Here is a 13,203-nt window from a genome sequence, read left to right as displayed (position 1 = left end):
TAAATTACATATTTTCCAGTTCATTACGAACATATTCCAATGACAGCAGTTTTTCCTTTACCTGCTCTACATTCAGAATCGTGGTATTATCCGATGTAAATTCTTCTAATTTTGCTTTCTCTACCTGACCCTTTTCATAGTACTGTTCGTAATTTAAATCTCTGTTATCCGCCGGAACACGATAGAAATTTCCAAGGTCAAATGCATGCATACATTCTTCTCTGGTCAAAAGAGTTTCATACTTTTTCTCGCCATGTCTTGTTCCGATATAATGAATTTCATTGGTATCATGGAAAAGTTCTCTTACGGCCTGTGCCAGAACTCCGATTGTACATGCCGGAGCCTTCTGCACCATAATGTCTCCAGGCTTTGCATTTTCAAACGCAAACATTACCAAATCCACAGCCTCATCCAAGCTCATTAAAAAACGTGTCATTTCAGGGTCTGTAACTGTAATCGGCTTTCCGCTCTTTATCTGATCGATAAACAGTGGAATAACAGAACCTCTGGAGCACATTACATTACCATAACGGGTTCCGCAGATTGTAGTCACATCTGTTGTTCTTGATTTTGCCACAAAAACACGTTCCATCATCGCCTTACTGATACCCATCGCATTAATCGGATATGCAGCCTTATCAGTAGAAAGACAAATTACCTTCTGCACATCCGCCTGAATTGCTGCTGTTAATACATTATCTGTACCAATTATATTGGTTCGAACCGCTTCCATCGGGAAAAATTCGCAGGACGGAACCTGTTTTAATGCAGCTGCACTAAATATGAAATCTACACCATGCATTGCATCCTGTACGCTTCGTATGTCACGAACATCTCCAATGTAGAATTTAATTTTTGTATTATTATACAACTTTCTCATATCATCCTGTTTCTTTTCATCTCGCGAAAAAATACGGATTTCTTTGATATCGGTATCTAAAAATCTTTTCAGAACCGCATTTCCAAAAGAGCCGGTTCCACCTGTAATCATCAATGTTTTGTCTGTAAAGAATCCCATCTATCTAATCCTCCTGTTTCTTAGCTGCTCTGCTGCCTCTTTTGCAATATAAAGTGTATTTTCTATCGTAGACATATAATGAACATAGCCTTTTTTCTCCATCATCTGTGAAAATTCAGCTTCCCGTCCCCATACTTCTACGCAAATCAGCTTTACTCGAAAACGATCTGTATCTAAAGCTTCCAATATTTCAAAGTCCATGCTTTCTGTATCAATGTCAATAATATCCGGGGCTTTGGTACAGTTTTCTTCCAGAATACGATTGATATTCATTACCGGAACATCCTTATAATTGTCTGCAAATCCTTCTCGTTCTGCAACCTCCTGGTTAAATGTATTATAACCTTTCAAGCTGGACTGATGATTCATATAATAGCGGAGAATTCCACCTTCGTCACCACTGGCTCCCGCCTCAACAATTTTATTCTTTGGTCGATATATCTGTGCCAGTTCACACATATTTCCATTCGGCTCTATTAATATGCCATTGGTATAACCTTTTTCATATAGAAGATAAGTATTATTTCTGACTACCGGATGGCAGACCCCAATGTCAACATATAGTGGATTCTTTATTCCCAGTGCCTCTATCAATTGTGTAAAAATAATATCTTCATTTGCAGTTGCATAAGAATGTAAATACGGTGCCTGTGGACAGTCAATTAATCGGGATGCAATAAAATCATACTCTTTGAGGTATTTTTCTATTTCCGGCATTATCTCCAGTTCAATATTCGGATATATAATAAAGCAGACCTTTTTTCCGACAAGATTCTTTAATATTTCCTCGGATTCCATCTTTATGCCACAGCGGATTTTCCCCCAGTTCTCTTTGGCTGCATCAATCATATAATCCAATTGATACAGGCTTAAATTATATCGTCTGTCATATTCATCCCTTCCGGCACCCCAGCCAACCAGATAGTCATAGGAAGTTCTCAATTCATTTATGTTGGTTTTACAGGTGTATCTCATGTGCTATTTCCTCCAGACCTTATCGTCAATAATGCGTGTATAGCTCTGAACAATTCTTATTACAGTTGAAGAAACATTTACGGCTTCATAATCCGGAACTGCTTCTCCAAAATCTCCCAGTTCAGCCATTCTCACAGCCATATCAACAGACTGTAACAAAGATTCTTCTGTAATCCCACCAATTACAAAACAGCCCTTGTCCAATGCTTCCGGCCGCTCGGTAGAAGTGCGGATACATACTGCCGGGAAATGACTGACCGCCGATTCTTCCGGCATAGTTCCACTATCTGATACCACACAAAAAGCATGTTTCATCAACGCACTATAATCGGTAAAATTAAATGGCGGCATTTTCCTTACCAGTGGATGGAACTGATAATTACGCTGTTCTACAAATTTGGCACTTCTTGGATGCAAAGAATAAATAACCGGCATCTGATATTTTTCTGCCATCTTATTTACCGCATTCATCAGACTTTCAAAATGTTTCTCATTATCAATATTTTCTTCTCTGTGTGCTGAAAGAACAATATAATTCTTTTCTGTCAGTCCAAGAGTAGTCAACACATTGCTTTCCTCGATTTCTTTCTGATGTGCCAGAATCACCTCTTTCATCGGAGAACCGGTTACATAAATATGTTCTTTTCGAATTCCTTCTGAAATCAGATATCTTCTTGCGTGTTCTGTATATGGAAGATTGACATCCGAAATATGATCTACAATACGTCGGTTGGTTTCCTCCGGAAGATTCTCATCAAAGCATCTGTTTCCCGCTTCCATATGAAAAATCGGAACCTTTAAACGTTTTGCAGAAATTGCAGTCAATGCGGAATTGGTATCCCCCAGTATCAGCAATGCATCCGGTTTTACCTTCTGCATCAGTTCATAGGATTTTGCAATAATATTTCCCATCGTTTCTCCCAGATTGTCTCCAACTACATTCAGATAATAATCCGGCTTTCTTAATTTTAAATCATCATAAAAAATATCATTTAACCTTGCGTCATAATTCTGACCGGTATGCACAAATATATGTTCAAAATACAAATCTGCTTTCTTTATAATTTCTGATAATCGAATCAATTCAGGTCTTGTTCCGGCAATTGTCATCACTTTCAATTTTTTCATTATGCTATACTCCTTTATACTGTTGATAAAGCTGTGGATGTTTCTGTATCCATTCTGCCATTTCTTCTACCATCTTTTCATAAGACGGTACTTCAAAAATTTCATCCTGCGTATTAACCAATGACTTATTATTAACAATACTACAATTTTCTTTTATTTCAATCTTCTTTTCTCTGCAATATTGATTAAACAATCCCAATAATGCATACTTACTGATCTCTTCATTATTTACCAGATGGTAAAGTCCTTTTTGATTCTTCTTTCCATCTGCTTCAATTGCTTTTGCCAGCTGTAAGGTTGTAACACCGGACCAGATTACATTTTTATATCCGCTCACAGAATTTCTCTGCAACATAAACCAGTGAAAAAGTCCGATTCCATTTTCCTTTAATTCCGGTCCTACAATCGAAGTCCTGATTGTAAGATTGCGGTTATCACAAACTTCTCCCAATGCCTTAGAACGTCCATAATAGGATGTTGCATCCGGCAGATCTTCTTCTGTATACTTTCCTTTTGTACCTTCAAAGACACAATCTGTACTGATATGTATCAGCTTACTTTTTGTATTCTCTAACTTTTCTGCCAGAAAATGTGGGAATACGCTATTTAAATAAATTCCATCCGAAAGTTTCTTATCTACTGCTGTATTCAATACTCCAATACAATTTACCACCACATCAAAATCATCAGCTGTAATTGCATCCAAAAGCTCGTCTTTCCTGCAGGCATCACCTATGATTGTCTTACATATCGCACTTTCTTTTTTTGCAAACCCTGTTACATCATGTTTTTGTTCCAGCAGGTACTGTGCCACCATATGTCCTGCCATTCCATTCACTCCAAGGATTAAATATTTCACGTCAGTCTTCCTCCGATGCATCCATTATTTCATTACAAACATAATCAAAAATTCCTTTTCCAGCACTTCCATCATTCCGTGCAAAAGTATCCAGTACCGCATTTTTTCTCTGCTTTGCATAAATGTCTTTCTTATTTCTTACCAAATCTGCAAAATAAGAAAATCCAAACAGTGAAGAACGGTAAATATATTCTTTTTCTCCTTTACATTCCAGAATTTGAGACACCAGTTCTTCTGTATGCTGCGTCTGAAAACGTTCTTTTTTCAGACTGTTATCTTTCGTATCCAGCACATAGAAATCCGCAAGCATAAATGGTGGAAAATATATTTTATCTTCTACTGCAACCGCCTCTGAAAATGGCTGTTCATGCTGTCTTAAATATTCTATCACTTCAATATGGTCTATATCAATTCGAGTTGGTTTTCCATTTTTCTCTATTTTAATAAAATATGGGACATTTCTTGGTATCAGCCATAAATTCTCTTTCTGCAGTACCATCCGATAAAACAGAAATGTCTTATCCTTGTCTTCCATTGGTATAAATTCATCATATTCAATCTTATTTAACTGCCTAAAATCCTTACTACATTGCAGCAAATATTGTCCATCTGCTGGAAGTATCCACAGCTTATCATCCCAGAATATGCACTGCATGAATCCACCATCTATTTTTTCCAGTTTATGACTGATAACCTCTTCTCTCGTAATTTCCAATATCCGGTTTTCTGTCCGTATCGGAATATACAACTTTTCATTATTGATACAGCTTTGACCATAATAAAAGCTTCTCTGGTTATCGTTATCTTCCGGAAGCGCTCTTTTCTTTATTTCTTCTGTCTCAAGATTTAAAACAAGCACCGGATCTCCAGAAAAAAGTGGTGTAATTACCAATTTATTCTCCTGTCTTATTGCTGAAACACATTTTAAATCATCTTCTTTTTTGTAATAGTTTAGAAGATAATGTACTTCTTTTGTTTTTTTATCAACAACTGCGATATGTCTGGCAAAATTTGGCAGCATGAATATCTTCTCTTCTGTAGAAACCACATAACCATATGCATTTTCCTGCATACGATTTTCTTCTAAAATACTTCGTATATATTGTACCGTTTTCGTCTTCCGGTTGATTGCAAACAATGTATTACAGGCTCTTCCCGATCCATAACAGACTTCCTGCTCCAATTCCGTCAAATTCGCACAAGAGAACTGCTCTGCCGGTGTCACTTTAAGATTATCAACATCAGAATCCAGAAGATAAACCGGCTTTCCTGTGACTTTATACAAAGTCAGCAAAGAACCTCCATCGCCAAAGTATGCATCACTTAACGCTATTGCACAATGCATGTCCGGTGTATCATCATAAATCACATTCTCTATTTTTTTGAATTGCCGGATAACTGCTTCATATTTCTCATATATTTTCCGGTTCATTGCCAGTGCAGTGCTCTCACTTAATGGATGCGGTCTCCAAATCAGCACGATATCCTTGTGCTCTTCAAAGAACTCTGCAACCTTTCGCAAAAAAGTAAATGCTCCTGTCTTTTCATTGATAATCCGTGACACATGCGTATTCAAAAGAAATACTGTTTTTGTTCCAATTACTTTCTCCCACTGCATCGGAACTGTCACTCCATTTCTTCCTTTCAGAATCTTATCTATCTTCGGTGAACCCAAAGCAACCACTTTATCTGCCCCGACATATTTTGCATAGATTTTTCTCAGTTTTTCAGACTGTACGAAAATCTTCCATGCATTTCTTACACCCGGCACAATACAATACGTCTCATTAAAACTGTTTTCATTTACGACATCATAGGGAACATAACACAAATGGCTGGTATATTTTATTAATTCACTGCTGTAAAACTGTTCCTCAACTCTGGTTACCCGGTTATATCCATCATAAGGATTATGTATAAAGATTACATCCGGTCGTTCCTCTTTAAGCTTATATTGATATGCATCTACAATGGGTAATCCTTCCGGGAATCGATTTCCTTCATATACTGCTGTTTTCTTTCCATCCTCCAAAAGGTAATAAGGAACTGGCATTACAGACACCCTACACTTTGAATTTTGTACGGCAGCCAAATATATGCTTTCCATAGAATCCCACATAGCTGCTTTATATGGCAGAAACAATATTTCATATTTTCTATACAGCAGATGCTTTACATAATAATCTTCTGCCTGCTCCAGCTTTTTTCCTGCTTTTTTATTTTCCACTGCTGCCTGAAGTCTGTTGTTTTTTTTCATGCTCTGAAACATCTGATATACAAGCTCACAATACTCTTCCAACATTCTGATAAAAGGTGCTGTCTGTCCCATATTCTGTTCCACATAATTTCCCAGTTCAATGATTGTGCCCTGATTTTCTTCCAACAGGGCAAAGACTTCTTTCTCTGGCAGACTTTCCAATATATTATGCTGTTTTCGTATATTTTCAAGAATAGACTGTACTTTTTTTCTCTCAGACTGTTTCATAAATGCCTCCATATAACCACTATTCTATCTGCTCTGCAACCTTCACTTTATTACAGTTTGCCTCTGACCAGCCTGCACATTTTTTACAAAAATCCACATAACCTTTTGTAGTATATTTCAGTAGAAATTCAAGTAACTCCGTTTTTCGGACTTCTGAATAATCTTTAAGGTCAAAGTAATCATTTTCTGTTTCTTCTATAATTCCTGCCTTCGCTGCAAAATGTGCAAAATTGCAGGAGTACAATCTTTCATTTTCCAGGCAGTTCCACGGGCTGCCACAATTATCAAAATAGTTTTCCAGTTGTAAATCAGTCATATCACTATGTTCTGTATGTTCCACATCCAGACTGAACCATTCCGGAACATAATTGTCAATCCACTCAATGCCATATTTTTCCAGTTTTTCTACTGTTTGTGTATAGGTTTCCCTTAACTGAGGTACATTCTCACGATAATCATCCAAATAAACCTTTATACGATGTTCTTTCATCAACCGGCATAGTTCATCACCCGGTACAATACTTCCATTAATTACAGTTTCTATACTTTCAATCCTGTTTCTGTAATTTTCATCCAGATAAACCAGTGTCCTTCCCAAATCTTTATTCAGCAAAGGCTCTCCCCCGGAAACCTGAAACCTTGGAGTATAATCAATCCACCGAAACAGCGTATCAATATCTCTTTTTACAAAGGTAAAATCATGTATAATATGCTTTTTAAAATATGGTGAAAAATTCAAACAATCCTTGCATTTTAAATTGCATACTGTACTTGGAATCATACAAACAGAAGAAATCATTAACTTATCGGCTGCAAAAAAAGCATATTGCTGATAGGTATAAAAATCCAGAAAGTCTTCGATATAAAAACAATCGAGAGCCTTTATATATCCTGCCGTTCTAAGCAGCCTCATAACCTGCTCAGCAGCCTTTTTTTCCATAGCAACAATAATAATATGTTCCTCATCTACTTTTTGAAGAATCTTTTCCGGTGCAATTACCTGCTCTCCCAGATAACCATTCTGTTGTTTTTCTACGTTGCGGTCTATAAAACCATCTATATTTCCAAGCCAATTGATTCTATGATACAAATCAGCTCCATAGATTCCTGCTCCGTAAATATATATTTTAGTTTTCTCTCCATAGATTGATTTTACATGGTCTAACTGATGTCCCCGGTTTGTCCATTTCATTACAATTACTCCTTTGCTTTCTGAATAGCTGCATCTTCCAGATTCGGATTAATGGATGTCCAGCCTGCACATTTTTTACAGAATTCTACATATCCCTTTTCATTGTATCGTAATCGGAATTCTAATAATGCTTTTTTGTCTACCTCGCCTGTTAATACAAAGTAATTGTCTTCATCATCCGGTAAAATCCCTGCCTTTGCTGCATAATGTGCATAATTACAGCCTGTTATCTTCTTCTTGCGAAGTGTTGACCACGGATTACCACATCTTTCATAGAAACTTTCCAGTTTCTCTTCTGAATCTTCTTCATGGCTTGAATTTTCAGAATACATACGAATCCACTTTTCTGCATAATTATAAATAACAGAAATTTCTTCCTGATTAAGTTTATTTTTTACACGTTCATACAATGCTTCTCCATTTGGAAGGGTCTTTCTGTAATCATCTAAAAATACCGTTACCTTGCATTTCTTTAAGATCCGGCAAAGTTCATCAGATGGTACAATTGTTCCATTCGTCACTGTCTCAAGGCGAATCACTTTATCTTTATAATTCTCATAAATGTATTCCAATACATGTCCCAGCTCTTTATAAAGAAATGGCTCGCCACCACTAATCTGAAGACGATAAATTAAATCCACCTGTCCAAAAAAGGCATCAATATCTGCTTTTACTTCTTCCAGACTGTCCACAATATGTTTCTTAATATATGGGTTAAAATTCAGACAGCTTCTGCAGTTCAAATCACAAACGGTACTTGGAATAATATTTTCCGATGTGAAAAACAGCTTATTCTTCACATACATAAAATAGATGGGAAGATATGTATAAAGGAAATAACTATAATCGTAAATATCTTCTTCCTTTATTTCATGTTCCAGTAAACCTTTTTTTATCTCTGCAGCTCCGGATGGTGTTGCACAGATTACTACAAAGTAATTCTCTTTCTCCTTCTTCCAGAGTTCTTCCGGAGACATTACACGATATCCTCTTTTTCCTTCCTGCTGTTTTTTTTCATCTCTGTCTACCAGCCATAGTTTCCAGCTGTCTTTACATTCAGAACCCTCATACACATTCAGAATATCCTCTGCATAATCTCCTGCGCCATATATAATCATTGTTTTCTTATCCTTTAACTGATAGCCGATGCTTTCAAATTCTCTTCCCTTATGCTTCCACTTCATGCTCATGTTTCAAATTCTCCTTTAATACTGATTTTAATGGTTCACAATAGAATAATTTTTTGTATATCTCTGAATATTTTTTTATGTATTTTATGTTGTTTTTTTTCAGTTGAAGTTTTATCTCATCTTCTGCCAGTGCAGACACAATAACCGCTGTATGTTCCTGATGTTTCACCAGATAATCCATTCCATAGCATGGAATACCACAGATTCTTGTGTTCCATTTTTTCTCATCATTATCAATATAAGAATGTACCAAAAATCCTCTCAACTGTAATTCATTCAGCATTCTTTTCCCATAATCCCCTGCGCCAAACAAACATATTCTATCTACCCCTTTATCCTTCCATTCCGGGAACAGGAGATTCATATCTCCTTTTCCATCTGACATTATTTCATCCTCTACAAATGCCAGCAGCTTATCCTTAAGATATCCCAGTATGGTATCCGCCTTCGGACTCTGTTTCAACAAAACATATAATCTGTAATAAAAGTTAAATACACTTCCACACATATTTATCTTTTCATCATCTGTCAGCCATTCACAGAAATTTTCAAACATTTTATTATATTCCGGTCTGTGACATGCCAAAGTCTGGCTGCCCTGCTCTCCATGAATTCTTCCCACAAAAAGACTCTCCGGCACAAATACAGATTTCTGTCCCCTCATTACATGAAACAAAAATACAGAATCCTGTGTTGCAATCAGTTCCGGATCGTATAAGCCAACTCTTTCAAAATGACTTTTATGTATCAGGATACTGCATCCATGAATACACAGGAAAACTGGTGCAAAATTACTGTTCGTCAGTTGCTGCATATCATATTGTTTCAGCCAGTCCACACTGGTTTTTTCTCCTGTTGTCATATTTAAAAAATCAAAATTAGAATGAGCAATTGCTGTCTTATCTCCGGATTTTTCAATGGCTTCTATCTGTTTTTCTATTTTCTGCGGATAATAATAATCATCATGAGACAACCAGGAAAAATACTCACCCTTCATCTCCTTTATTCCTCTGTTTACCGCGGTTGCTACTCCACCATTTTCTTTTTTGATATAGCGGATTCTATCCCCATAGGATAATGCAATTTTCTCAGTGGCTCCATTATCATTTGAACCATCATTTACAACAATTACCTCGCAATTCGGATAAGTCTGATTTAATGCGCTATCAATTGCCTCCTTCATATAATTTGCTCCGTTATAAACCGGAATCACAATTGACACTATTGGCTTTTCCACTTTTTCTGCCTCCTGACCTAACTTCTTTCTTTTTGCTTTGCAGGTGATACAATATGATCATTAATATCGACATAACCGCTGCATCTTTTACAGAATTCCACATATCCCTTTTCATTATAGCCCATACGGAATTCCATCAGTTCTTTCATTCGGCTTCTGTCATATTTTTTCAAATCAAATACTTCATCTTCCTGTTCTTCCATAAATCCTGCTACAACTGCATAACTGGCATAATTACAACTGTATATTTTTTCACCGCGCAGCTCCTGCCATGGAACATGACATCCTTCAAACCACTTCTGCAGGCGCAGTTCACTCCAGTCACTGTGATCTGTTGTCATCGGTGCAAGGTCAATCCAGTTGTCAACCTTGTTTATTTCATATACGATTCCATATTCTTTAAACAGCTTCTGAATCTCCTGAAATCTCTCTTCCGATGCCGGAACAGCCTCCCTATAATCATCTAAGGTAACATCCACATTATATTTTCTACAGGCTTCCAGTATCTCCTTTTTCGGCAAAACAGTTCCGTTTGTTACTGTTCGCAGGAAATGAACTTTATGTCTGTAATTTTCTCCGATATACTCTATCAACTGTGCCAGATGCGGATATAAGAATGGCTCTCCACCGCTAATATGGAATAGCATAATATAATCCACACACCGGAAAAACATGTCTACATCTGCCTTCACAATCTCCCAGGAACGAACCATCGGCTCTTTCATATATGGTGTAAAATTCAGACATGCTTCACAATTCAAATTACATTTTGTGCTCGGCAGAAAAGAAATGGATGGAATATACAATTCTTCTCTCTGATATGCAAAATAAACGGACATGAAGATTTCCATTGTAAAAAAGTCCTGATTATAAACATATCCACTGGTCATCAGCTGCTGTATTAGCGGCTTTCTGGTATAAGGTGATACTGTTATAATAATTCCGGCATTTTCATTATCAATTTCCTCTAAATCAAATACACGTTTTCCTAGATAATGCTCTTTTTGTTTTTCCGGGTTGTTATCAATAAAACCTGCAACCGAAAGCTTATCTTCTAATTCCTGATAAACTGCTTCTCCATATTCACCAGCTCCGAATAAATAGAATTTATCCTTTTTTTCTATATTCTGATAAACTGTATCAAATTCGTGTCCTTTATTTGTCCACTTCATACTTTCACCTGTTTCCTGCTTCTATCTGTTAATATTCCATCAATCTCCTGCCGGATTATGATATTGGTAAAGCCAAGCTTTTGCAATTGTTCCAGCGCACTCTGGCAATTTCTGAGAGCCACTACAACCATAATATTATCCTTATCATCAAGTACCGTTTCCGGTAATTGACAAGGCAATCCGTCTATTATCTTCCGGTCCTTTTCGGTGCTATTATCTAAAAACAGTTCTGCCTCTATTCCCCTCTTCAGAAGTTCATAATGCATTCTTACCCCATACTGTCCTGCACCAAATATCACAATTCTTTTCCGGTTCTTCTGAAGTTTTTCCGCTAATATCTTGCGGTTTCTATTGTCAGAATCATTCGGACTGCATTCGGCAAGCATTTTTTCTATCACAGAAATATCTCCACCGTAACTCTTTATAAAAGCTGTCATGCGTACAAGAAAACGCCATGGCGAACCGAATACACGTTCCATTTCTTCCAAACTCATTTTCTTTATCAGTCTTATATACAGTGCACATGTCTCCGCATAATAAGACGGTATGGTTCTTGAGCCTGCTGCCGCATGTTCTCTTACCCGAAACAGTGCTTCCGGAACAAAACAGGATTTACGATTTCTTAACATACGAAACCAGAGTTCTATGTCCTGTACCGTATAAATTGTTTCATCAAAACAGCCTGCCCGGGTAAAATTGTCCCGATGTATCAGCGCTCCGCAGGCATGTATCTGTAACTGTAATACACTGAATACAGAATTGGTAATCTGTTCTAACGTGTAATATTTATGAAAATTTGTCGTAGTAAGGCTCCCGGATGCCATATCATAAAAATCATATTCACATTGCACTACTGTTGTCTTATCCGCAAGCGACTGTACTGCCTGCATTTCCTTTTCTATCTTCTCCGGATAATATAAATCATCGTGTGACAGCCAGGAAAAATATTCTCCCTTCATATTTCTAATTCCCATATTCAGTGCGCTCGCCACACCACCATTTTCTTTCTTCAAGTAGCGTATCTTATCTCCATAAGACAATGCAATTGCTTCTGTTTTTCCATCATCCTTTGAGCCATCATTTACAACCAGTATCTCAATATTACGGTACGTCTGATTTAACGCACTATCAACTGCTTCTTTTAAATAATTGCCCCCATTATAAACAGGAATTACAATTGATACCAAAGGCAGTTTACTCATCTTATTTCCTACTTTCTCTTGTATGTGCAACATAATCTATAATTCTTTCATAATCATCAAAATAATCTATTTCTGCCCAGAACTTACCGTCCACATCCACGGTATAAATATCCTGTTCTTTCTGATCCGTAAAGGAATATAATACATTTTCCCACCAGGCACTATGCTGCTGGCTTCGAATCATTTCCTCCATACGTTTTTTAAATAACGGCAGAAAACTCTTTTCCACTTTTGCCATACCTACATATTCGCAGCTGCGCAATTCAATCGGAAGTCCCTTTCCATACTTTTCAATTCGGCCATTCCATGCCGTCTTAAAAAAATAATCTCCCTCCTGCACCCGGGAACGGTCGATTGCCATAACCGGACTTCTTTTATCTTTAAGCAGTGCAGTTAATATCTCTTCAGTAAAGAACACATCTGCATTCATGATAATCAGATCATCATCCATCTCTTCTCTTGCAAACCAAAGACTTGCAAGGCTGTTTGTAACATCAAAAAAAGGATTGTAGCAATATGTAATTTTTTCCATTCCTTCTAATGCTTCTTTTACCTTTTCTTCTTTATATCCGGTACATACAATACACTGCATTCCAGCTTTCTGAAGCAATGCTACGGAACGCCGAATCAATGGTTCTCCATCTATCGGCAAAGTTGACTTTGGCACCATTTCAACATTTCTCGCTATTCTGGTTCCCCGTCCTGCAGCCAATAAAATAGCCTTCATAGTTCTCATTCTCCTTTG

The 13,203-nt window shown here is 37.1% G+C and carries 11 protein-coding genes; all 11 read right to left on the bottom strand.

The window, feature by feature from the left end; translation table 11 throughout:
- Positions 1–4 precede the first annotated feature (4 nt).
- The 11 genes from DWW33_RS11940 to DWW33_RS11890 are packed head-to-tail and all read right to left on the bottom strand — an operon-like array spanning position 5 to position 13,185.
- Positions 5–1,018 (bottom strand): polysaccharide biosynthesis protein, encoded by a 1,014-nt coding sequence (locus tag DWW33_RS11940; protein ID WP_117841470.1) that lies wholly within the window; start codon positions 1,016–1,018, stop codon positions 5–7.
- The gene (locus tag DWW33_RS11935) at positions 1,019–1,993 is read right to left on the bottom strand and encodes an FkbM family methyltransferase (RefSeq protein ID WP_118639593.1); all 975 of its coding nucleotides are present in this window, start codon (positions 1,991–1,993) and stop codon (positions 1,019–1,021) included.
- Between the two features lie 3 nt (positions 1,994–1,996).
- A complete protein-coding gene (gene wecB, locus DWW33_RS11930) occupies positions 1,997–3,121 on the bottom strand; it encodes a non-hydrolyzing UDP-N-acetylglucosamine 2-epimerase (protein ID WP_118639592.1) in 1,125 nt (374 codons plus the stop codon).
- A gap of 4 nt (positions 3,122–3,125) precedes the next feature.
- On the bottom strand, positions 3,126–3,980 hold the full coding sequence (locus DWW33_RS11925) for a dTDP-4-dehydrorhamnose reductase family protein (protein WP_118639591.1): 855 nt from the start codon (positions 3,978–3,980) through the stop codon (positions 3,126–3,128).
- A gap of 1 nt (position 3,981) precedes the next feature.
- Positions 3,982–6,465: a hypothetical protein gene (locus DWW33_RS11920; protein ID WP_117841474.1), complete on the bottom strand. Its 2,484-nt coding sequence runs from the start codon at positions 6,463–6,465 to the stop codon at positions 3,982–3,984.
- Positions 6,466–6,484: 19 nt separating this feature from the next.
- Positions 6,485–7,657 carry a radical SAM protein gene (locus DWW33_RS11915; protein ID WP_117841475.1) on the bottom strand — a complete coding sequence of 391 codons (1,173 nt, stop codon included), beginning with the start codon at positions 7,655–7,657 and terminating at the stop codon, positions 6,485–6,487.
- Positions 7,658–7,662: 5 nt separating this feature from the next.
- Complete coding sequence (locus DWW33_RS11910) at positions 7,663–8,847, bottom strand: radical SAM protein (RefSeq protein WP_117841476.1); 1,185 nt, start codon at positions 8,845–8,847, stop codon at positions 7,663–7,665.
- Positions 8,825–10,084: a glycosyltransferase gene (locus DWW33_RS11905; RefSeq protein WP_117841477.1), complete on the bottom strand. Its 1,260-nt coding sequence runs from the start codon at positions 10,082–10,084 to the stop codon at positions 8,825–8,827. The genes DWW33_RS11910 and DWW33_RS11905 overlap by 23 nt, the downstream gene beginning before the upstream one ends.
- A gap of 17 nt (positions 10,085–10,101) precedes the next feature.
- Positions 10,102–11,256 carry a radical SAM protein gene (locus tag DWW33_RS11900; protein ID WP_117841478.1) on the bottom strand — a complete coding sequence of 385 codons (1,155 nt, stop codon included), beginning with the start codon at positions 11,254–11,256 and terminating at the stop codon, positions 10,102–10,104.
- Positions 11,253–12,458 (bottom strand): glycosyltransferase family 2 protein, encoded by a 1,206-nt coding sequence (locus DWW33_RS11895; RefSeq protein ID WP_158577491.1) that lies wholly within the window; start codon positions 12,456–12,458, stop codon positions 11,253–11,255. Before DWW33_RS11895 ends, DWW33_RS11900 begins: the two co-directional genes overlap by 4 nt.
- 1 nt (position 12,459) lies before the next feature.
- On the bottom strand, positions 12,460–13,185 hold the full coding sequence (locus DWW33_RS11890) for a phosphocholine cytidylyltransferase family protein (RefSeq protein WP_117841480.1): 726 nt from the start codon (positions 13,183–13,185) through the stop codon (positions 12,460–12,462).
- Positions 13,186–13,203: the final 18 nt, after the last annotated feature.

The sequence above is a fragment of the Roseburia sp. AF15-21 genome, from assembly GCF_003479505.1.
Classification (GTDB): Bacteria; Bacillota; Clostridia; order Lachnospirales; family Lachnospiraceae; genus Roseburia_C; species Roseburia_C amylophila.
This window is presented reverse-complemented; position numbering and strand designations above follow the sequence as displayed.

What these genes read in the sequence shown, in the direction of transcription:
- wecB (WP_118639592.1), bottom strand. Translation starts at nt 3,121, where the DNA reads ATGAAAAAATTGAAAGTGATGACAATTGCCGGAACAAGACCTGAATTG.
- DWW33_RS11910 (WP_117841476.1), bottom strand. Translation starts at nt 8,847, where the DNA reads ATGAGCATGAAGTGGAAGCATAAGGGAAGAGAATTTGAAAGCATCGGC.
- DWW33_RS11895 (WP_158577491.1), bottom strand. Translation starts at nt 12,458, where the DNA reads ATGAGTAAACTGCCTTTGGTATCAATTGTAATTCCTGTTTATAATGGG.
- DWW33_RS11935 (WP_118639593.1), bottom strand. Translation starts at nt 1,993, where the DNA reads ATGAGATACACCTGTAAAACCAACATAAATGAATTGAGAACTTCCTAT.
- DWW33_RS11915 (WP_117841475.1), bottom strand. Translation starts at nt 7,657, where the DNA reads ATGAAATGGACAAACCGGGGACATCAGTTAGACCATGTAAAATCAATC.
- DWW33_RS11900 (WP_117841478.1), bottom strand. Translation starts at nt 11,256, where the DNA reads ATGAAGTGGACAAATAAAGGACACGAATTTGATACAGTTTATCAGAAT.
- DWW33_RS11890 (WP_117841480.1), bottom strand. Translation starts at nt 13,185, where the DNA reads ATGAAGGCTATTTTATTGGCTGCAGGACGGGGAACCAGAATAGCGAGA.
- DWW33_RS11920 (WP_117841474.1), bottom strand. Translation starts at nt 6,465, where the DNA reads ATGAAACAGTCTGAGAGAAAAAAAGTACAGTCTATTCTTGAAAATATA.
- DWW33_RS11940 (WP_117841470.1), bottom strand. Translation starts at nt 1,018, where the DNA reads ATGGGATTCTTTACAGACAAAACATTGATGATTACAGGTGGAACCGGC.